The sequence below is a fragment of the Enterococcus cecorum genome, assembly GCF_052119425.1.
GTDB classification, from domain to species: domain Bacteria; phylum Bacillota; class Bacilli; order Lactobacillales; family Enterococcaceae; genus Enterococcus_E; species Enterococcus_E cecorum_C.
Genome location: NZ_JBQKFH010000005.1, coordinates 58,634 through 79,790 on the forward strand (window position 1 = coordinate 58,634; position 21,157 = coordinate 79,790).

Here is a 21,157-nt window from a genome sequence, read left to right on the forward strand (position 1 = left end):
AAAATCAACATTCCTAGCATAGCAAAAATTAGCGCAAAAATATAGTACAACGACCTTTTTCTTAAAAGATTAGTCGCTGTACTAAAACAAATTATGATTGTAAAACTCTTAGCTTCGTCGCTTGTTCAAAAGCATAGCCAATTTGCAGCAAGGTAGCATCTTCCTCTTTAAAGCCGATAAAGGTAGCGCCCTGCGGTTCACCCTCCACTTGGACAAACGGAATCGTCAACTCAGGATATCCCGCCACTGCTGGCAATAAAACTTTTTCATAATTAAAGGATACAAAGGCGGTTAGTTGATATTGTGTACGCAAATCATTCAAGCGTTGTTGGGCTAATTGAATTTGGTTGGCTACAAAAGTCGTAACTCTCACTGATTATTTCTGAAACAGCCTAGAGATTTTCAAAAAAACATCTGTCTGACAAGAATTTTCTCTTTACAGCACTGCGCAAAATATGTTAATATACTTTTTGAGCGTGTTTGCTCGTTAATTACTATATTCCGCTGGGGCCTTATAAAGTCTTAAGAATATTTGGTATAAGGAGAAAGAAGAAATGAATCCATTAATTCAAGAATTAACTCAAGAACAATTACGTTCAGACATCCCAGCATTCCGTCCTGGTGATACTGTACGTGTACACGCAAAAGTTGTGGAAGGTTCACGTGAACGTATCCAAATTTTTGAAGGTGTAGTAATCAAACGTCGTGGTGCTGGCATTAGCGAAACTTACACAGTACGTAAGATTTCTAACGGTGTTGGTGTTGAACGTACATTCCCATTACACACACCTCGTGTAGCTAAAATCGAAGTAGTACGTTACGGTAAAGTACGTCGTGCGAAACTTTACTACTTACGTGCATTACACGGTAAAGCAGCTCGTATTAAAGAAATCCGTCGTTAATTTATCGACACAAACCACTTGCCCATTTGGTGAGTGGTTTTTTCTTTCTATAGCAAAAAAACAAACGGATAGCCTGCCTACCCGCTTGCCTTCTTTATTCTTCAATATCTTTTTGTGCTTCTTCTTGTTTGACCTCAGCTAGTAGTTTAGCCATTTGTTTGGTTAAATCCAATTTTTCAAGCATATCTGGACGACGTAAATAGGTTCTGCGCAATGATTCTTTTAATTGCCATTCTTCTATTAATTTATGATTACCATTCGTTAAGACAAACGGTACCTCCATCCCCTTGAAATTCGCTGGTCGGGTATATTGTGGATGCTCTAACAACCCGGTCGAATGTGAATCCGTTTGAGCAGAAGTTTGATTGCCTAAAACATCTGGCAATAAGCGGACTGTTGCATCAATCATTACCATCGCCCCGAGTTCGCCCCCGGTCAGCACATAGTCCCCTAAAGAAACTTCATCCGTCACTAAAGTTCGAATACGTTCATCATAGCCTTCATAATGACCACAAATAAAAACAAGCTGCTCCTCTTTAGAAAATTCTTCAGCCATTTTTTGATTGAAGGGTTTTCCCGCCGGATCAAGTAAAATAATTCGCTTCTTGACATCCGGTGTTTGTGCTTCAATCGCCTTTAAATTATCATAGATGGGCTGAACCTTCAAAAGCATGCCCGCACCGCCACCATATGGATAGTCATCAACGGTTTGATGCTTGTTGTCTGAATAATCACGGAAATTATGCACATGAAGCTCTAACAAATCCTTCTCTTGGGCCTTCCCGATAATCGATTCACCTAAAGGATTGGTAAACATATTTGGAAAAAGAGTTAAGACATCAATCCTCATCATCCATCAACCCTTCTAACAATTCCACTTTCACAAAGCCTTCTGCGACATTAATCTCTTTTACTACCGGCTCAATATATGGCAACAAGAAATCTTTCTTCCCTGGACGTTTGACTACCCACACATCATTCGCACCTGGAGATAAAATTTCCTGAACCTTCCCGATTACTTCACCCTTTTCATCAATGACACTTAATCCGATAATTTCATGGTAGTAAAATTCACCTTCAGCTAATTCAGATAAATCCTCACTCGAAACTTTTAAAATGCCATCGCGAAAAGCTTCTACTTGATTGACATTCGTATAGCCCTCAAAAGTTAATAAGTCAAAGTTTTTATGCTTACGGTGACTGGTAATCGTTAGTGTCAACGGCTCATGTTTAGCCCTAAATAAAGTGAGTTGATTGCCGACTTGATAACGCTCTTCTGGAAAATCTGTCTGGGAAATCACGCGGACTTCTCCTCGGATACCATGCGTATTCACAATCTTACCAACATTGTAAAATTCCGTCATTACTCTCATTCCTTTCTTACTATTTTAAATATATTGCGAAACAAACTGTCTTATTTTTTCTAGTCCATGATTCAACCAATCTTTGAAAGTCTGTAAATCAATGAGTTTAGGAGAACCTGACTTTAATTGCTGGACCATCGTCATCCATTCACTCTGATAAACCCAAAGTAAAAAGAGGATGATGATCAAAAATAGTAATTTCAGCAATTTAGATTTGACTTTGAATAAAGCAATGAAAAGACACACAACCACAAAACACATAATCCAAAAATCCATCAGTATCCCTCCTCATATCCTTCATCTTGTCCCGGCTCACATCCTTGAGTTAGACGGTGTTCAGCGACTAGCCACTTCGGCGTAAGACATTCTCGTCTGGGAAAGTCTTTACTTCTCGGACTTTCCCGACGTTCTGGACAAACTTATCCGCTCGTGGCTGATCGAGTCGCTTCACATCCTTGTACTAATCTGTGTTCGCCGGGAAGCTCCTGTGCATCTAAGCCGGCCTGTCTAGGAAAATCTTAAAATATGGTGGATTTTCCTGACATTCCGGAAAAACTTAGCTTTATCAGTATCAATCAACTAAATACTCGGAAAATTCACCCTCCTGCTTAAGAAAATCTCCTTTCATCCGATTTTCTTAGCAGAAGGTAACACATGAATTTTCTCGTATTTGCCCAAGTTGATTGATAACCTTATGCTTGGAGCTGATCGTCCCGGCTCACATCCTTGTACTAAAAAAGACTAGAACTTATTGAGTCCCAGTCTTTTCTTTTCATCATTACTCTTTGCCGTCTAAGATATTTAAACGAACCTTCTTTGGACCATTTACACGTACACTGTAAACAATAGTACGAATGGCTTTTGCTACTCGACCTTGTTTGCCAATGATACGACCAATATCTTCTGGTGCAACGGTCAAATTGTATTCAATAAATTCTTCTGACTCAGACACTTCCAATTGGACTTGGTCAGGCTGAGTAACTAATGGACGAACGATTGTTAAGACTAAAGCTTGCAAATCTTTCATATCCATTCACCTTATTTCTTAGCAAATTTAGCTTCATGATGTTTCTTCATAACGCCTTCTTTTGAAAGGATGTTACGAACAGTATCAGAAGGTTGTGCACCTTTTGATAACCAATCAAGTACTAAATCTTCTTTGATTGTTACTTCTGCAGGGTCTTTCAATGGGTTGTAAGTACCTACAGTTTCAATAAAACGTCCGTCACGAGGAGAACGTGAATCAGCAACTACAATACGGTAGAAAGGAGCTTTTTTAGATCCCATACGTTTTAAACGAATTTTAACTGCCATGTTAATTAACACCTCCATAATTTTTAATCACATGTGCTAGTTTAACAGTTTTTTTCCACGGTGTAAAGAGTTTTTTCTTTACAGCTTAAAATTTTTTCATTAAATTTTTTTCATTTTAGAAATAGCGTCCTATTGACTGTATTAAGTGTACTAGTTATAATAGCACACGAAGGACAGTGAAAATAGATAGAAAGGAGCAAATCAGATGATGTTAAGTATCGACAAAACAAGCAGCAAACCCTATTATGAACAGCTCGTCTTATCTGTAAAAGAAAGTGTCATACAAGGTGTTTTGCAACCAGGCGATCAACTCCCCTCGGTTCGTGAAGCTGCCAAACAACTCTTAATGAATCCCAATACCGTTAGTAAAGCCTATAAACAACTAGAAGCTGAACAAGTCATCGTCACGGTCAAAGGCAAAGGGACCTTTATCAAAGAAACACAGGACTTACCAAAAGATACTTACAAGATTCAACAACTGAAAAGTCAACTTTATAATTTCATGATTGAAGCACGACATCTGAAAATAGAAAATCAAGAAATCTTACAATGGATTGACGAAATTACCACCGAGTTAGGAGGCGCAGAAAATGAAAGTCACAAATCTATCTAAAACGATTGACCAAAAAGAAATATTACGCAATATCCACTTCGAATTAACTCCTGGAGAAATCGTCGGCTTAGTTGGACGCAATGGCTCAGGAAAAACCACCCTTTTTCGTACCCTAAGCAATCAATACTTAGCAGATACAGGAGAAGTTTGGATTCATGGGGAAAATATTTTTGAACAACCACAATATAAAACTGAACTATTCTTTATTGATGAAAAGGAAAACTTCTTCAATCCTTATTCATTGAAAAAAATTGCTGGATTCTATCAATTGAGTTATCCGAAATTTAATATGGACTTATTCACCCAATTAGTCAATGCGTATCATCTACCAATTAATCGCAACTATCAGCGAATTTCTAAGGGGATGCAAAAATTATTCTTACTTATTTTAGCAATGAGTTCTAAGGCTACTTATATTTTACTTGACGAACCTTTTGATGGTTTAGATGTCCTAGTGAAAAAACAAATGGTGGAACTCTTATTAGACGCTATCAGCAATGAACCAATCAGTATCTTAGTCTCTTCGCATCAACTCAATGAGCTAGAACCGATTATCGATCGCGTGCTATTGTTAAGTCAACACACCATTACTCAGGATTATCAATTAGAAAGTTTACGGGAAAAGGCGCGCAAACTTCAACTGGTCTTTAAAGGCAAGGACATTCCAGAACTCGTCAAGCAAAATTCTAAAGCGATTGATATCCAAGGGCGTGTCATTGTGGCACTATTTGAAAACTATACCGATGAACTGGCGACTCAACTCAAAGCACTCGAACCACTTGTCATGGAAGAACTACCTATTCAATTAAGCGATGTCTTTGAAGCCAATCTCAGAAATGAAAAAATTTAAGGAGGAACAAATATGCTTTACAAAATTTATTGGAAACGCAGCAAATGGGTAATCCTCTTGGCTAGTCTGGCTATTTTTGTTAGCTTTATGTTACCAAGAATTGATTTAATTAAAAATTGGCAAACTTCAGAAAATTACTACCACTCAACCAAATTTGTTGAAGATTATTCAGATGATAACTATACTGCACAACAACGACAAGCAATGGTAACCAATAGCCTAACATTGCATAATAAAGACGATAAAATACACCCGATAAATGCATTTGCAGAACATATAAGTTTTGCCTTACAAGAAATCAATAAATACAGTAACAACACCTATCTATTATATGTCTTACTATTTTTATCTTTGGGATTTGCTACTTTCTTTTTTGATTACAAAACGAAATTTAATCAGTTTTTATTTACCAATTATGATAGAAGGAAAATTTTCTTTAGCAAATTTCTATTTTACAGTGCATGGATTTGTGGAATCACTCTCTTTAGTAATATCTGTGCGGAAATATTATTAGCCGTAACAATTCCTGCTAAGTATCTCAACTGGAATTTATTGCAAATTATCTGTGCGATTCTGAGTTGTGTCATAACTTACTATTTCTTTTTTATTATCGGTTTATTCCTAGGAACAACTTTAGGACACTCATTTTTTGCACCTTTTAGTTTGTTGTTTGTGGTGTATTATTTTAAGGAATTTACATTTTTGATGAATTATTATCCTAATTGGGCGAGATATTTGAACACCTTGCGTTTTTCTGCTAATTTTTACAGTATTCATCCTTACTTATTAGTAACCATCTGTTTGATCAGTTTAGGATTAATTTTTCTAGCAAGTTATAGTTTTACAAAACAATCAACTGAGATAAGCAATTTAGTAGTCTTACTACCACAGTTTCGATTCGTAGTAGCTGGCGTTTTGATACTTTTAGTCACTATCTTCTACTTTGCTGAGCAGTTGATAACCAATTTTTATCTATGGTGGGCAAATTTACCAATATTCATCGCCTGTGTTTTGTTCATTTTCATTACAGTCTATTATCAAAGTTGGGTAAAAATCTGGCAAAAACACCAAGATAGGCATACAACGAGGAAGTGATAACCATGAAAAAAGCGAAGAAATTGGCGTTATTATTGTTGCTGTGTATCCTACTACTATTTTTCTTTCTAAGATTAAAAGACAATCACAGTCCAATTGTTGATGATTTGGTGACACAATTAGAAAATACAGTAGTAGGACTTGAGGTAAAATTTTCTTTCGGTCCAAAAATGCAAATGGATGTGCCTTTGGAAAGTCAATTTGATGAACCTAGTTTACAAAACGGTTGCGAAATTACTGCCCTATCTATGCTTTTAAGATATTATGGCTATCACGTTAATAAAAATCAATTAGCCAAACAATTAAACTATGTGCCACTAAAAGTTGATGACACGTATTATGGCGATCCCAATGAAGGATTTGTCGGCAATATAAAAGAAGGCAAACAAGCGATGGGCGTATGGTCTGCTCCCATCAAAGCTGTTGCCGAACAAATCGTTGGCGATAACTATACCGTGCATGACGAACCTATTTCATTTACTAAGTTGAAAAAACTCATTAACCAGTCAACCCCCGTGTGGATATTAGCTACTTTAGAATTAAAGGTACCAAATGATAGTGATTTTATCGAATGGCCAACAAAAAATGGCACTCGGATAGTTACGCCAAAAATCCATTCTGCTGTTATTACTGGCTTGCACGGACAATACTTTTATGTCAACGATCCATACGGCTATAAAAATCGTCGCGTCAAACAAAAAGACTTGCAACAAATCTAGGGATGCCAGCTTATTTATTTGGAGAAAAATGGATAACGAGGAGGTGTCAAAACGAATTTAAGACTTGTAAAATCACAAATTATACGCAATATTTTTAGTTTTCGATTTCTTTTTGTGATTATCATTGGTTATGTATTAACTTACATTGAATTACATTCTACTAATCGTTGGGGAGAAATCATCTTTTACGATTCAGGAAGAAAAATGGTTTCACTATGATAATTTTGAAACACCAACAAGAACAGTTGTCTTACAATATCATGGCGAACAAGTTACAGGCTATTCAATTGAATTATCAACTATGTATCAACGAATTCATCTAAATAATAAAGAAGAAGCAAAGAAAAATTATCATGGGGTTGCTCAAAAATTTAAAGGAAAACAAGGAATTAAAACAAAGGAAAAATTTGAACAAAGTGTAGTCATTGAGAAAGTGATATTTAATTTTTCAGAGATGTCTAAAGAGTCTTTTGGAACTTCAGATGATAAATGGATATTAGGTGAGCTGCCTCCTAAAAATTTATCATTAAAAAAGGCACAAAATACGTTAAAAAATGGCGGATTCCTTCTACAAAAAGATTATTTTCTGAAGAAAGAGAAACAAGAAAATCAGAAAAAAATACACAGAAGATGAAAAAAAGCGATTATCTATCCCTTCTACTGATAGACAATCGCTTAATGAATGCTTTATGCAGGTGTGATACGTCCCTTCTCTAACTTAAGGATTCGATCACAGGTCTGGCTTAAAAATGGTTGATCATGGCTGATAACCACGATTAAGACTGGATAATTTTGTTGGATAAATCTTAATTGCTGGCTGACTTGCTGCATCTGAAGCGCATCTAAACCACTCGTAGGCTCATCAAAATAAAGACAAGACTTTCCTGATAGCAAAGCACTGGCGATGGCAACGCGTTGTTTCTCCCCTCCAGATAAACTCTGCGGATGTCGAGACAATAGTTGTTCTAATCCAAAAGCTGCAACAATTTCGTCGTAGCATGCTAGCCTTTTTGCTTGAAAGGTCAGCTCTTTTGCTACAGTTTCAAAAAATAATTGCAAACTCACTTCTTGACGGACAAGAAAACTTTGCGCCAACAAGTCTTTTGGGCGCATCAAGTGACCGTTTAAAGTAATTCGACTTTGCTTAGCCTTTAGCAATCCGGTTAACAACTGTACTAGAGTGGATTTACCCGCACCATTTTCACCGACGAGTCCAATGATTTGACGGTTATCTAACGTCAATGATGGAATGGCAATTTGCTTTTCTTTTTGCTTTGGATAGGCAAAGAAGAGATTTTCTAGCTGTAATTGAATGGTCGCTTCTTTCTTTTCCATTTGTACGGTTAGCTGGTTTACCGCAGCTTGCCAATGTCGTAAACCAAATCCAGCCAATTCGTTTGTGGAATAAGTTTTTAATTCTGCAGCGGATAATTCTTGCTTTAGTTGACCATTTTCTAATACGTAGATGCGATCAATCAAATCTAAACAATAATCTAAACGGTGTTCTACCAATACAAGAGCGACACCCGAGCGTTTCAAATGTTTTAACGTCTGCTTTAATTTGGCCAATCCAGTTTTGTCTAAATTGCTAGCAACTTCATCCAAAAATAAGACTTGGCAAGCTGGCAACAAACTACTAGCGAAGGCAACGGTTTGCTTCTGTCCACCTGACAATTGATATAAAGGTTGCGCTAAAAATGCCTCAATCTCAAAAAAGGTAGCGACTTGCTGGATCTTCTCTTGCATCATTTCACGCGAAAGTCCTAAATTTTCCATCTTGAAGGCTAACTCACTTAGTACCTCGCTGGTAAAAAATTGGGATTTAGGATTTTGAAATACGCGACCGATTTTCTCCGCATGACTAGGAAAATCACTGATTGGAAATTGTTGCCCTAACATTTGTCCTTGACCAGCCAGTTGCCCTTCAAATAACTCTGGAACCAATCCACTTAAAACATTCAAAAGGGTTGTTTTGCCACTTCCGCTTTTTCCGCATATCAGTACACATTCACCTGGAAAAAGTTGAAAATCAATCCCTTTTAGCAAACACTCCTGATTAGGTGTATGGTATTCTAGATTCTTTAAATCAATGAGTGCAACCATAATTGACCTCCAATCATTCCTAGTCCAATTAGGAATAGTAAATAATCTAACATTTTCAAACGAATAGGATAAATACTCGTTTTGGGATTGGTATTTTGAATACATCGAATGAGACTGCTACTGGATAAATCCATAATGACTTGCTCACTGGAAGAAAGTAACGGAATAACAAAATACTCAAAAAACTGCCATGGATGAAAGAGAATCTGACGCCAGTTTTGGGCTAATCCACGATATTTCAAAGATTGCGCAATTTGTTTACCTTCTTGAATAAATGTCGGAATGAATCGAATACAAACCACTAGTGGAATAAAGAGAAAATTGGGCATCTTCATCTTCGCCATCGCCGCCTGCCACTTCCCCATTGATTGACGGTCCATCGCCAAACTCATCGTCATAAAAAGTGGCAACATACGCGCAAAACCAATAGCTAAAAAGTCGCGAATCAGCGCTAATATCGGATGGCGGATAGCTATAGGCACCACGAAGACAACAAAGATGAGTAAGTAACAGAGAACTTGGCGATATTTTCCTATGAGTAATAGCGCACCTGCCACAACACCAAAGAAACAATACTGCACACTTAGCTGAAAAGGAAAGATTAAAAACAAGCTTGCCAATAAGACATAAAATAAACTAACCCGAGGATCAATGGATAACGATTTTTTATTCATAAATCTGTCCAAAACGAGTAGCAAAATGTTTTTGATACAAACGAAAAGCAAACGAAATGCCAACAATACTACCAATGAATATCGCTAACAAACTCACAATAAACATCTGTTGGGTCACATGTTCAAAGACGAAATGAATATACTTTTGATCTTTTCCTCGAGCAAGTAACGCATCAATGTAAGCTTGACGCATAAACCAAAGTGGCAAAAGCGGTCCAACTAAACCATAACTAAACACGGTATAACTTAGCATCGTTCTTACCTTGATTGGCAAATTCGTTTTAAATTGAATGAAATCCGCCAAAATGGCCGCAACAATATTTGGTAAGAAAGCTAGAGTAAAATGGCCGGTCATTAAAAATAATAGGCCAATCACACTACCCATAATTGAAATGGCACCAAAACGTTGAACTTTAGCGATTAAAATTAAATAAATCAGTCCAGTAAATAGCGCGGTCACACCAGGAAGCAATAAATTATGAAAACCAGGAATCGTAAAGCGCAAAACCAGTAAGCAAAGTGCCATCAAAATAAAATATAACGCTGTATAAATCCCAGTTGCAATCAAATGTTGTATTTTTAATCGTTGCATAAAAAACTCCTTTCAATAAGATAAATTCATTGTAACGAATAATTAGACACAATGCAAAAAAAATAAGTCTAGTCATAAACTAACCCCCAATGAATTATCGAATAAAGACACTTGGCAAAACCACACCTAAATAGTATTTCCAACGATATTTTAGAAGTAATTTTTTCAAGTATTGTAATTCCTTATAACTTTGATATCTTTGAGCAGCCTTTTCCACTGTCGGATATAAGCGATACGCAATCAGACTAATGCGTTCTTGATTGTTTGTTAGTTTTTTAGCCGCCTCAAAAAATGCCTGCTTTTCTACATGCGAAAGTGGATAAGCGGATTGATTGTAAATTTTATGGATGAGCTCATATAATCGTTTCGCTTTTGGGTTCATCAGATCCTCCTTTATTAACGAATAAGAAGATAATAGCCACCAGTTTAGTTGAAAGTCTGGTGGCTAAAGCTAATTTATATTCAAATTGATAGTAATATTTATACTGAATCAGGACTCCAAACTCCACCTGCTTCGATTGTTACAGGATTAACATAATTAGATTCAATAGCTAATCGAACATACACTTTTCCATACCTTGCATATCTTTCATATGCATAATTCGATAGCTTTCTACTTTGTCCAACTAAAACATTAACTTTTGGAGAATCAACTTCTGTACCGTCTGACATCTGTACCCAAGACCTTACTCCACCTTTACCACAGTAATTTAATTTGATATAAGCAGATGTTGCATCTTGCTTTTCACGGGCACCTGTGTAAAAGTTTCCTTGAAATCTAGGTAAGATACCACCCCAGCTAGTATCAGAATGATTATTAGCTAAAACAAATCCACCTAATCCCAAAAACACAACCGCACTTACCATAAAAGCTAATAACAATTTCTTCATCATGTGAATCTCTCCTTTATTTTGTTTTCGCTTACATTATACTATGATTTAAAAATTTTTAAGTATTTTAATTATTCTTTTATTGTGCTAATATAAAATTGAAATATTTAATGAGAGGTGTGATTTTATGAAATCTCGTACCGTATATTTTCGTTTTTCTTTCGTTTTATTACTTAGTCTAGTATTTACTGCGGTTCAATATACCACGACTAATCCTTGGAAGATGATGAATATTCCTCAAAACTTCCTACATTACACACTACTTTTTGATTCTATTGGTTACGGTTCTCAATTATATTTGTTGTGCTTACCGTTCCTGGCTTGCATTGGTGGATCTTATCTTTATTCTGACAATCATATCAGCCACCTTGATCAAATGTGCTATGCTCGAGTTGGCATAAAGAAATATCTACGAAAAATTTATCTAAAAACATTTTGCTATTCTGGTATCAGTGGGATATCCCCTTTTTTAGTTAGTATGCTTTTGGCGATAATGGTGAATCCTCATTTCCAAAAGGTAAGCATCACAAGCAATTATCCTATCATTGATAATTACTCTTATCTTTCACATTTATATGTTTTCTCTCCTGTTTTGCTCATTATTTTATTAATATTTGCGCTATTCGTTTATAGTGGTCTACTCGGTTTACTAGGAGTTGCCTGTACGAGTATTTATAATAAAAAGCATATTGACATTTTCTTACCGTTTGTACTATTGATTGTCTTTTACTTTATCGTTGCTTTACTTGGACAGCCTGAGTTTGGGTGTAGCGTCTTCTTTCACATAGGAATCAGCGGTGGATTTCCTAATATACTTATTGGTATGATTAGTAATTTCATTTTACTTTTTACTGTTGTATCAGTTATTCTAGTTAAAAAGGTGAATGCGGATGATTTATAAACGTTGGAAAAACTTGTCTATCATTGTTCAAGGCTTCATTCTGTTGTTTACTTTGATTATCACTGGCTACCAATGCTACTATTGGTCGCGGCCATATAGCAAGAACATCTACTTCTTTAATAGAATCTATCATTATTGGTGGATTCAATTACCTTATATTATTTTTGGCGCCTTATTGATTCAAAAACACACTGCTTTCGAGATAACTCGTAAAGGTTTATATCATTTTTATTTAAAAAATATCATGATATTACTAAAGCTAGCCATTCTCTATCCATTGTTATCTGTAATACCTTGTCTAGTATGGAAATATGAACAGCCGCCTACACTTATTATAGGTGTCTACCTTGCTTGTCTAGCAAATTTATTACTATTAAATAGTTTGATTTTATGGATAGGTAAAATTATCAGAAGTACCTTTTTAGGCAATAGTTTCTTAATCATTGCTCTTTTAAGCATTCAATTAATATTCAGAACCAATAGTCCTACTCTTGATCAATTCATAAACTGGCTTCATCCTGAAGTCGTTGCTAATTTCTCACAGTTACTATCAGCTAGTTTACTAAATATCGGTCTTTCGTTTGTTTTCTTAACCTTCTTTGCTTTCACTTGTATGAGGAGTGATTTTATTGATTCAACGATTTAACAGAGAATTTCATCATTTCATACAATTACTTAGTAAAAATGCCATTTATCGACTAATGATAGCTATATTTTTTATTATAGTGATATATCTATCCACTGTCTTTTTTGATCAAATACCTAGTTCATTATTAAGCTATCTACCTGTTTATCAAGAAGATATCGGTGCTATTATCAATAGTCAAATTTTTGAGATTTTACTCTTATTAATCGGTCTATTATTACCTGTAAATCTCTTTCATACTTTTCTATTTGAAGATAATGCTTTTTTTCTGATTAGAAAGAATTATCGAAAATCCCATTTTATTGCTTGCCAAATACTACAATGTATTTATTGCGGCATTTATCTGGTTCTATGCGTTTTATTCCCATTTATACTGAGTGTTTCAACAGTTACCTTTGATAGTTGGTTTATCTATTCTATTATTCTACTAGTTTTATTATTTAATATATGCCAACTTTGTTCGATGTTTCATACGCTCTATCTTGGCTATACACTTAGTCTTAGTTATTTGTTGCTATTAGCCATTTTTTCAAGACAGATATTAAATCACTTCTATATTACTCTAATCATACAAATCGGACTACTCACTCTCATAACCATTTATGCTTATCACAAATATCAAAATTACGAATTTATTTAGGAGGGATGGCAATGAGTTATATTGAATTAAATCACATATCAAAAACGATTAAAAGTAAACCCATTCTCAGTGATATTCACTTAAATTTAGAAAAAGGACATATCTATGGCATAATCGGTTCTAATGGTTCAGGAAAAAGTATGCTATTTAGAGCAATTTGTGGATTTATGAAATTAGACCAAGGAGAAGTTAAAATCAATGGTCAACAAGTTAAGTTTGGCGAAGAATTACCTGTATCTACTGGGCTTATTTTGGAAACACCTGGCTTTATTCTCCATCAAACTGCCTTAGAAAATCTGCGATATTTGGCAGAAATGGATAATGCTTATAATGAAGAGTTGATTTTTCAAGAGTTAAATTATTTTGGACTGTATGAACATCGAAATGATAAAGTAAAAAATTATTCACTAGGAATGAAGCAAAAATTAGCAATCATCCAAGCCATAATGGAAGAGCAAGAATTACTGCTACTAGATGAACCTACTAATGCTTTAGATAAAGAAAGTATTGAACGTTTTCAATCAAAAATGTTGCAATTAAAAGAGAAAGGAAAAACCATCCTGATAGCTACCCATGATGATCGAACGTTACAAGGAATAACGAACGAACTCATTGAATTAAATCAGGGAAGAATTGTTACAAAATGATGAAATAAAATAGACAACCACCAGTCAAAGATAGCATACTGGTGGTTGTTCGTTTATTTACGTTTTTTCTTCTTTTTCTTTTTATTCTTCTTAATCATGCGGTTCATCGCCATTTTGCCCAATTTTCCTTTAATGCCTCCGCCAAACATTTGGTCCATACCTGGCATATTAAAGTTACCATTTGTCATTTGTTGCATCATTTTTTGGGCTTCTTTAAACTGCTTAATCATGCGGTTGACTTCGACCACACTGTTTCCTGATCCAGCAGCAATTCTTCGACGACGACTTGGATTGAGTAAGTCAGGATTTTCACGCTCTTGGGGAGTCATGGACATCACAATGGCTCTTTGTCTAGCAATTTGTTTTGGATCCACTTTTAGATTTTCGATTCCTGGCATGGTGCTCATCCCTGGAATCATCTTCATCAAATCTTCCAATGGTCCCATGCTCATCACTTGATCTAGCTGCTCGATAAAGTCATTAAAGTCAAAGCTATTTTCCTTCATCTTACGGGCTAGTTCTTCCGCTTTTTTCTCATCGTAATCTTGTTGGGCTTTTTCAATTAAGGTTAATAAATCCCCCATCCCTAAGATACGACTAGACATACGATCAGGGTGGAATACTTCAAGGTCTGTTAATTTTTCACCAGTACCAGTAAATTTAATCGGCGCACCCGTAACTGAGCGAATGGATAATGCCGCACCGCCACGAGTATCCCCATCAAGTTTGGTAATAATCACCCCGGTAATACCTAGCTGTTGATTGAAACTATCCGCTACAGTCACCGCATCTTGACCGGTCATGGCATCGACAACTAAAAGAATTTCATTTGGTTGGGCGATTTCTTTAATTTGTTTTAACTCATCCATCAAAGTTTCATCGATATGCAGACGTCCGGCCGTATCGATTAACACATAGTCATTGCGTTTTTCACGGGCAACTTCCATCCCTTGACGCACAATCTCAACAGGTGAAACCTCAGTACCCATCTCAAAAACAGGCACTTTTAACTGTTCGCCTAAAACTTTTAATTGGTCAATCGCAGCTGGTCGATATACGTCACCTGCAATCAGTAATGGACGTGCTTTTTCATTTTTGATTAAATGATTGGCTAATTTCCCTGTGAAGGTTGTTTTACCAGCCCCTTGTAACCCGACCATCATAATAACTGTAGGAATCTTTGGTGACTTAATTAATTCAGCCGTTTCAGAACCTAACATCTTCGTTAACTCTTCATCAACGATTTTCACAACTTGTTGCGCTGGGGATAAGCTTTCTAAAACTTCTGCCCCAACAGCCCGCTCGCGAACATTTTTAGTAAACTCTTTCACGACTTGTAAGTTCACATCGGCTTCAAGTAAGGCCAAACGAATCTCACGCATCATTTCTTTTACATCGGCTTCGGTTACTTTCCCTTTGCGACGTAATTTACTCATCGCATCTTGTAATCTCTTCGTTAAACTTTCAAATGCCATAAAAAACTCCTTATCTATTAATCCTCTATTGCTTGTAATTCATTGATAAAACTTTGCAAGGTCTCGTCTTTTGGATAGTGACTGGAGATATATTCTTGAAACTGCCCATAGACTTGCCTTCTCACCATGTAATCTGAATACATATGTAATCTTTTTTCATAGTCTTCTAAAATTTTTTCGGTCCGCTTGATATTATCATAAACGGCTTGCCGACTCACTTCAAACTCCTCAGCAATTTCACCTAAAGAATAGTCGTCCGCATAATATAATTCCATATAGTTCATCTGCTTGGTCGTCAAAAGCGTCGAATAAAACTCAAACAAAGCGTTCATGCGATTTGTTTTTTCAATCTCCAAGTAAAATCCCCCTTTGTGAGCGTATGGTTGGTAAGTCTGCCTCACTATAAACTTGCATCCCTTTTTGGATAAAATAAGCCGTGGCTACTCCGAAACCTGTCTTCTTCGTACCTGAAAAAGTGCCATCATAAATTTGTGACTTACCACAAGAAGGACTGCGCTCTTTTAAAATTAAGGTTGTCACTTGCTGCGCCTGTAACTTTTCATAAGCTACTCTCGCCCCAAGTTTAAAGCTTTCGGTGACATCTTCTTGATTCTGGTTGATGACTTTGGCTTTTCCTTGCCAGACATCAAAACCATCGCCACCGACGATCTCAGCCGGCACGCGCGGAATCGGTAAACCACCCATCACCTCAGGGCAAACTAAGACAGCTTCATTGGCGGCTATCAGTTCTTTTATTAGATTGATTTTTTGCATCCGTCCATCATAGCGGCAACACACACCACCCAGACAAGCACTAATTCCAATCATGATTTCTAACTACTTTCTAAATAAGATTGACTAACATTTTTCATTATATCATTGTTTTGTGGTTTTCCATAGTCCTTAATGGTAAAATGGAAACAGAAAATCATTTGGAGGTTTTTATGAAAAAAGTATTAGTTGTCGATGATGAAGAATCTATTCGTACCCTATTACAATTTAATTTACAAAAAGAAGGTTATCAAGTCACTTTAGCCGAAGATGGTCAAAAAGGTTTAGCACTCGCCTTGCAAGAAGCTTTTGATTTTATCATTTTAGACGTGATGTTGCCGTATCTGGATGGCATAGAAATCACCAAAAAGCTCCGTCAAGAAAAAGTCGACAGTCCCATCTTGATGCTTACCGCTAAAGATGATGCCATTGATCGGATTTTAGGCCTTGAGATTGGCGCAGATGATTATCTAACCAAGCCATTTAGTCCGCGTGAAGTACTGGCACGTATGAAAGCTATTTTTCGCAGAGTTGATGTGAAAAAAGAGCAAACTCCTATTCATCCAATAGCCAGTGACCAAGAAGGACAAACCTTACAAATTGGTGAAATTATCGCTGATTTAGCAAACTACCAAGTCCAAGTGCGGGGCCAAGAAATTACTTTAACCCCTAAAGAATTTGAACTCTTAGTGTATTTTATGCAACGTAAAAATCGTGTCATCAATCGTGATACCTTGCTTGAACGTATTTGGAATTTTGATTTTGATGGTCAAACACGGATTGTCGATGTGCATATTAGTCATCTAAGGGAAAAAATCGAAGTGGATCCGAAAAAACCGCAATATTTAGTCACAGTCCGCGGTTTTGGCTATAAATTTCAGGAGCCGGACAAGTAAACTACCACATACCCAAGGGTATGTGGCTTCCATTAAATAGTTTACCAGACTCAGTATATAGAAATATATACTACGATAGTTAAGTCATGACACCTTTGGTTGACGCAACAGACCAATGCTCTTTCATATACGTTTAAGTTAGGTTGGAGTAAGCAAAGCCTTGTGACGTATATCTAAAAAGCTTAATTATCATTGTCGAGTTGAAGACGGAAAAAATCATATGGTAATAGTATGATTTAAGTACGCATTACCTGCTTTTAAGCAGCGTTTTTAAATGTTTTTATTTTAAAGGAGTGACTGGTTCATGGTATATGTTTTATCTATCGATAACGAACCTTTAATGCCTTGTAGCAACGTCATCGCACGTTTATTGTTAAAACAAGGAAAAGCAAAAGTCAAATATCGAGAACCTTTTACGATTAAATTGACGTATGAAACAACTACCTACACACAAGCTTTAACCTTAGGTGTAGATACTGGTAGTCAAACGTTTGCAACAGCCGTTGCAGATGAAAAAGGAAATATTCTTTACACTTCTGAAGTGACTTTAAGAGAAGATAAGAACAATTCAATTAAAAAGAAAATGGATCAACGACGTATGTATCGTTGCAATCGACGTAACCGTAAGACACGTTATCGTAAAGCACGGTTCAACAATCGTAAAAACTCAAAACGTAAAGAGCGTTTTAGTCCAACAATGACTAGTAAATTGCATAGTCATCAAAAAGAAATTGAATTTATTAAAAGCATTCTACCTATTGCAAAATTAATTTTTGAAACAGGAACATTCGACCCACATTTAATGAAAAACCCTAGTTTGGTGAATCCAAAAGTAAAACCATGGGGCTATCAACAAGGTCCGAATTACGGTTTTGAAAATACGAAAGCAAGAGTTTTAGTAAGAGACAATCATACTTGTCAAATTTGTAATAAAAAGCCTAAAAACGAACGCTTAGAAGTTCATCACATTGTCTTTAGAAGTCAAGGTGGCTCTGACGAAGAAAACAACCTAGTTACGCTTTGTCATAGTTGCCATGTTAAACTGCATAAAGGATTGATTCATCCGAATTTTGAAGGTTCTTTAAAAAATGCTTTGAAATACGCAACGCAGATGAATAGCATTCGTGTACAACTTTTAAAATTATATCCAGATGCGATTGAAACATTTGGGTATGTCACCAAAGCAAATCGTTTAAATTTAGGATTACCTAAAGAACATTATGTAGACGCAGCAGTCATTGCAACTGCTGGAAATCAAGTGAATTTTGCATGTAATCTAATGATTAAACGTTGTATTCCTAAAGGTGATTTTCAACGTACAAAAGGTATTCGTTCAGAAAAGACTATTCCAAAAGGTAAAATTGACGGATTTAAAAAATATGACAAAGTAAGATATTTTGGTAACGAATATTTCATTAAAGGAAGACGAACATCTGGTTATTTCACTTTAATGGATATTTACGGACAAACAATTTCTTTTAATCATATGTCTAAAGGTCAAAAAACTCCTAAAGCAAAGAATTGTCACAGAATATCTGCTAGAAAATCATGGATCGTTACAACTAAGAAATTAGAAAATATAGCATAAAATTATAAAAAAAGAAAGGAGATAGTCGCTCCTCCCACCACCTAAAGGTAGTGGGTTTCCGCGACAAATATTTTTTTATGAAAAAATATCTGCATAAGGAAGCCCTACTTTGGGGAATTGGTCTGATCATTCTTTACTTATTTAGCTGGCAACTGATTCATTATTTTTATAACCAACAAGTCATTACGCAGCAAAATCGCTTTTTGATTGAACAAGCCCAAACGCTAAGTCGCATCAGCCAAAATCAGGCAGAAAAAATCATCCAGCTCGCTCCACAATATGTCCAAAATAAAAATGAGCGACTTACATTAATTGATGGCAAAACCAGAAAAATTCTATTTGATACGTTTGAATCCCAATTACAAGATGATTCCCGCAAAAATCGTCCGGAAGTTAAAGCGATATTGGATGGCAATGAAACCGGCCAAGCAATCCGTGAAAGTCAAACACTACATAAGGAAATGATGTATGTCACACTTGCTTTACAATCTAAAGGACAATTACGTTATATTTTACGTTTAGCTGAGCCGACTGCAACCTTTTATAATCAAGCTAAGTCCATGCAACGCGCGATTTTTCTCGTATTTACCTTGATGTATTTGATGATTACCTTCTTTATTTTACGGGTCATCTATAAACGCAACCAACCGCTGCAAACTGTGGTCCCTATCTTAGAAAAAATGCTCAATCAGCCTGACCATACCGAATGGATTCTAACGCAAGATGAACAAAGTGGCGAATTATTCTATTTGATTAATCAATTAAATGAAAAATTGCGCCAAACCCATCAAGCATATACCCAAAGCCAAGTACAATTTGCGCAAGTCTTGCAAGAATTAACGATTGGTATCTTTTTAATCGCACCAGATGGCAAGCTACAATTGATGAACCAAGCAATGTGCGAACAACTCGGTTTAACAGAAAGCAAATTAAATGCTGATTTTACCCAAACCATCACTGATCCGAAATTGATTCAAATGATTTATCAAGTACAGTCTAATCATCAGCTACTACATGAAGAACTGACCACTTTTCAAACCAAGCGGAAATTAGATTTATCGATTCGGAGTTTTTCTGATCAGCAACAAATTTTAGGCATGAGCTATGACTTAACCAAGATTAGACATCTCGAAAAACTGCAAAAAGATTTTGTCGGCAATGTCACCCACGAATTAAAAACACCTGTCACCTCGCTGATTGGCTTTACCGAAACCTTGCTGGATGGCGCGATGGAAGATCCTGAATTATGTCGCCAGTTTTTAACCATCATGCAAAAAGATGCCAACCGCTTACAAGATTTGATTCAAGAGATTATTCAACTGTCGAAAACCGATGAATTATTTGCTTATGAATCTAGTCAAGTCGAATGTGGACAATTGGTCAAACAAATTCTTAGTCAATATGAAAAGAATATCGAGCACAAACAGCTATCCTTAACGCTTACTTCCGAGAATGAAGTCACGCTCTTAACTAAAAAAGAACTGATTCAACCCATTCTCAAAAATTTAATTGAAAATGCAATCTTTTATGCCCCTGAAAACGGAAAAATTACGATTCAATTGAAAAAACAAGCCCACCTATTCACCTTTAAGATTACCGATAATGGCTTAGGAATTGAAGCAAAGGATCAAGCACGAATTTTTGAACGCTTTTACCGGGTAGACAAAGCCAGGGCGAGACATTCTGGTGGAACTGGTCTTGGTTTAGCTATCGTGAAAGACTATACTGAAAAATTAGGTGGCCGCATCTGGGTGGAAAGTCACCCTGGCTTAGGCGCTACTTTCATCGTTGAACTTCCTGAATTAACTGAAAAGGGGCTGACCCAAAAGTAGCCCCTATGTGAAAAAATAGAGGTCTTTCCATTTAGATAGTAGTGGAAAGATCTCTATTTATCTTTTGAAAGTGAATACAAAAATAAAGCACACTCTGCTATAATATAGGTGACTAATCCATTTGAGAGAGGTGCTTTATCATGTATCAAAATTATACCATAAACCAACTTTGTTTGCCTATAGATCTTGAAATTAAATTAGAAAAAAATGATTTCGCTCATGCCATTGTGCAGTTTGTTGACTCTATTCCCGATGCAGTCTTCCTTCCTTATTACCAATCTATGGGTAGACCCCAATATCATCCTCGTATGCTACTTTCCGTTATTCTTTGTGCCTATATTCAAGGGGTTTATTCCGGCCGCCAAATACAAAATATGTTGATAGATAGTATTCGGATGCGCTACTTATCTCAAGACCAAATCCCTAATTTTCGTACCATTAATCGTTTTCGCGTTCATCCGATTATGAACGATATTCTAGATCATTCATTTGTTCAATTTCGTGAGCTACTGGTTCAAAGTGGCTTAATCAGTGGGAGTGCTTTATACATAGATGGTACAAAAATTGAAGCGGATGCGAATAAATACTCTTTTGTTTGGAAAAAAAGTATTTTAAAGTATAAGGATAACCTTGATCAAAAAGCC

The 21,157-nt window shown here is 36.1% G+C and carries 27 protein-coding genes; 13 read left to right on the forward strand and 14 right to left on the reverse strand.

All coding sequences use genetic code 11. From position 1 onward, the window contains the following. Positions 1-91: 91 nt before the first annotated feature. Complete coding sequence (locus ACTQZM_RS02075; protein ID WP_441652745.1) at positions 92-373, reverse strand: hypothetical protein; 282 nt, start codon at positions 371-373, stop codon at positions 92-94. Positions 374-554: 181 nt separating this feature from the next. On the opposite strand from ACTQZM_RS02075, the gene rplS reads away from it, so the two are divergent. Next, positions 555-902, forward strand: a complete 348-nt coding sequence (rplS, locus tag ACTQZM_RS02080) for a 50S ribosomal protein L19 (protein WP_016251272.1) — start codon at positions 555-557, stop codon at positions 900-902. Positions 903-996: 94 nt separating this feature from the next. Here rplS and trmD read toward each other — a convergent pair whose 3' ends face one another. The 5 genes from trmD to rpsP all read right to left on the reverse strand — a co-directional run bounded on the left by trmD (position 997) and on the right by rpsP (position 3,580). Beyond that, positions 997-1,752, reverse strand: a complete 756-nt coding sequence (trmD, locus tag ACTQZM_RS02085) for a tRNA (guanosine(37)-N1)-methyltransferase TrmD (RefSeq protein ID WP_026209897.1) — start codon at positions 1,750-1,752, stop codon at positions 997-999. Then, complete coding sequence (gene rimM / locus ACTQZM_RS02090; RefSeq protein ID WP_016251270.1) at positions 1,742-2,266, reverse strand: ribosome maturation factor RimM; 525 nt, start codon at positions 2,264-2,266, stop codon at positions 1,742-1,744. The genes trmD and rimM overlap by 11 nt, the downstream gene beginning before the upstream one ends. A 24-nt stretch (positions 2,267-2,290) precedes the next feature. Beyond that, positions 2,291-2,542: a hypothetical protein gene (locus tag ACTQZM_RS02095; protein WP_016251269.1), complete on the reverse strand. Its 252-nt coding sequence runs from the start codon at positions 2,540-2,542 to the stop codon at positions 2,291-2,293. A 502-nt stretch (positions 2,543-3,044) separates the two neighbouring features. Then, positions 3,045-3,293 carry a KH domain-containing protein gene (locus ACTQZM_RS02100; RefSeq protein ID WP_016251268.1) on the reverse strand — a complete coding sequence of 83 codons (249 nt, stop codon included), beginning with the start codon at positions 3,291-3,293 and terminating at the stop codon, positions 3,045-3,047. 11 nt (positions 3,294-3,304) lie between these two features. Then, positions 3,305-3,580, reverse strand: coding sequence for a 30S ribosomal protein S16 (rpsP, locus tag ACTQZM_RS02105; protein WP_016251267.1), 276 nt, complete (start codon positions 3,578-3,580; stop codon positions 3,305-3,307). Between the two features lie 208 nt (positions 3,581-3,788). On the opposite strand from rpsP, the gene ACTQZM_RS02110 reads away from it, so the two are divergent. From ACTQZM_RS02110 to ACTQZM_RS02130, 5 genes are all read left to right on the forward strand, one after another. Next, on the forward strand, positions 3,789-4,193 hold the full coding sequence (locus ACTQZM_RS02110) for a GntR family transcriptional regulator (protein WP_441652761.1): 405 nt from the start codon (positions 3,789-3,791) through the stop codon (positions 4,191-4,193). Then, a complete protein-coding gene (locus ACTQZM_RS02115; protein WP_441652746.1) occupies positions 4,171-5,043 on the forward strand; it encodes an ATP-binding cassette domain-containing protein in 873 nt (290 codons plus the stop codon). The genes ACTQZM_RS02110 and ACTQZM_RS02115 overlap by 23 nt, the downstream gene beginning before the upstream one ends. A gap of 12 nt (positions 5,044-5,055) precedes the next feature. Next, positions 5,056-6,138: a hypothetical protein gene (locus ACTQZM_RS02120; RefSeq protein WP_441652747.1), complete on the forward strand. Its 1,083-nt coding sequence runs from the start codon at positions 5,056-5,058 to the stop codon at positions 6,136-6,138. Between the two features lie 5 nt (positions 6,139-6,143). Beyond that, positions 6,144-6,857, forward strand: coding sequence for a C39 family peptidase (locus ACTQZM_RS02125; RefSeq protein ID WP_441652748.1), 714 nt, complete (start codon positions 6,144-6,146; stop codon positions 6,855-6,857). Positions 6,858-7,002: 145 nt separating this feature from the next. Beyond that, positions 7,003-7,491: a DUF1307 domain-containing protein gene (locus ACTQZM_RS02130; protein WP_171300282.1), complete on the forward strand. Its 489-nt coding sequence runs from the start codon at positions 7,003-7,005 to the stop codon at positions 7,489-7,491. Positions 7,492-7,544: 53 nt separating this feature from the next. On the opposite strand, the gene ACTQZM_RS02135 is transcribed toward ACTQZM_RS02130, so the two are convergent. The 5 genes from ACTQZM_RS02135 to ACTQZM_RS02155 form a co-directional block, all read right to left on the reverse strand. Beyond that, the gene (locus ACTQZM_RS02135; protein WP_441652749.1) at positions 7,545-8,960 is read right to left on the reverse strand and encodes an ABC transporter ATP-binding protein; all 1,416 of its coding nucleotides are present in this window, start codon (positions 8,958-8,960) and stop codon (positions 7,545-7,547) included. Beyond that, on the reverse strand, positions 8,939-9,634 hold the full coding sequence (locus tag ACTQZM_RS02140; protein ID WP_441652750.1) for an energy-coupling factor transporter transmembrane component T: 696 nt from the start codon (positions 9,632-9,634) through the stop codon (positions 8,939-8,941). Before ACTQZM_RS02140 ends, ACTQZM_RS02135 begins: the two co-directional genes overlap by 22 nt. Then, positions 9,627-10,226, reverse strand: a complete 600-nt coding sequence (locus ACTQZM_RS02145; RefSeq protein ID WP_441652751.1) for an MptD family putative ECF transporter S component — start codon at positions 10,224-10,226, stop codon at positions 9,627-9,629. The genes ACTQZM_RS02140 and ACTQZM_RS02145 overlap by 8 nt, the downstream gene beginning before the upstream one ends. 94 nt (positions 10,227-10,320) lie before the next feature. Further along, positions 10,321-10,608 carry a hypothetical protein gene (locus ACTQZM_RS02150; RefSeq protein WP_441652752.1) on the reverse strand — a complete coding sequence of 96 codons (288 nt, stop codon included), beginning with the start codon at positions 10,606-10,608 and terminating at the stop codon, positions 10,321-10,323. Positions 10,609-10,706: 98 nt separating this feature from the next. Further along, positions 10,707-11,117 (reverse strand): hypothetical protein, encoded by a 411-nt coding sequence (locus ACTQZM_RS02155; protein WP_240184788.1) that lies wholly within the window; start codon positions 11,115-11,117, stop codon positions 10,707-10,709. A gap of 127 nt (positions 11,118-11,244) precedes the next feature. Here ACTQZM_RS02155 and ACTQZM_RS02160 point away from each other — a divergent pair, with 127 nt between their 5' ends. The 3 genes from ACTQZM_RS02160 to ACTQZM_RS02170 all read left to right on the forward strand — a co-directional run bounded on the left by ACTQZM_RS02160 (position 11,245) and on the right by ACTQZM_RS02170 (position 13,951). Then, entirely contained in the window at positions 11,245-12,018 is a 774-nt protein-coding gene (locus ACTQZM_RS02160; protein WP_441652753.1) for a hypothetical protein, read from the forward strand. Continuing rightward, positions 12,008-12,664 (forward strand): hypothetical protein, encoded by a 657-nt coding sequence (locus ACTQZM_RS02165; protein ID WP_113784526.1) that lies wholly within the window; start codon positions 12,008-12,010, stop codon positions 12,662-12,664. Before ACTQZM_RS02160 ends, ACTQZM_RS02165 begins: the two co-directional genes overlap by 11 nt. 651 nt (positions 12,665-13,315) lie before the next feature. Next, complete coding sequence (locus tag ACTQZM_RS02170) at positions 13,316-13,951, forward strand: ATP-binding cassette domain-containing protein (protein ID WP_441652754.1); 636 nt, start codon at positions 13,316-13,318, stop codon at positions 13,949-13,951. A gap of 53 nt (positions 13,952-14,004) precedes the next feature. Here the strand turns inward: ACTQZM_RS02170 and ffh are convergent, their stop codons facing one another. The 3 genes from ffh to ACTQZM_RS02185 are packed head-to-tail and all read right to left on the reverse strand — an operon-like array spanning position 14,005 to position 16,254. Beyond that, positions 14,005-15,426, reverse strand: coding sequence for a signal recognition particle protein (gene ffh, locus ACTQZM_RS02175; protein ID WP_171301936.1), 1,422 nt, complete (start codon positions 15,424-15,426; stop codon positions 14,005-14,007). A 17-nt stretch (positions 15,427-15,443) separates the two neighbouring features. Next, on the reverse strand, positions 15,444-15,782 hold the full coding sequence (locus ACTQZM_RS02180; RefSeq protein WP_347908156.1) for a putative DNA-binding protein: 339 nt from the start codon (positions 15,780-15,782) through the stop codon (positions 15,444-15,446). After that, positions 15,772-16,254: a DUF523 domain-containing protein gene (locus ACTQZM_RS02185; RefSeq protein ID WP_441652755.1), complete on the reverse strand. Its 483-nt coding sequence runs from the start codon at positions 16,252-16,254 to the stop codon at positions 15,772-15,774. The genes ACTQZM_RS02180 and ACTQZM_RS02185 overlap by 11 nt, the downstream gene beginning before the upstream one ends. A gap of 116 nt (positions 16,255-16,370) precedes the next feature. Here ACTQZM_RS02185 and ACTQZM_RS02190 point away from each other — a divergent pair, with 116 nt between their 5' ends. The 4 genes from ACTQZM_RS02190 to ACTQZM_RS02205 all read left to right on the forward strand — a co-directional run. Beyond that, positions 16,371-17,093, forward strand: a complete 723-nt coding sequence (locus tag ACTQZM_RS02190; protein WP_441652756.1) for a response regulator transcription factor — start codon at positions 16,371-16,373, stop codon at positions 17,091-17,093. A 304-nt stretch (positions 17,094-17,397) separates the two neighbouring features. Beyond that, positions 17,398-18,681 (forward strand): RNA-guided endonuclease IscB, encoded by a 1,284-nt coding sequence (iscB, locus tag ACTQZM_RS02195; RefSeq protein ID WP_441652757.1) that lies wholly within the window; start codon positions 17,398-17,400, stop codon positions 18,679-18,681. A gap of 77 nt (positions 18,682-18,758) precedes the next feature. Beyond that, on the forward strand, positions 18,759-20,513 hold the full coding sequence (locus tag ACTQZM_RS02200) for a sensor histidine kinase (protein WP_441652758.1): 1,755 nt from the start codon (positions 18,759-18,761) through the stop codon (positions 20,511-20,513). 140 nt (positions 20,514-20,653) lie between these two features. Next, on the forward strand, positions 20,654-21,157 hold a 504-nt coding region (locus tag ACTQZM_RS02205; protein WP_441652759.1), incomplete at its 3' end, for a transposase.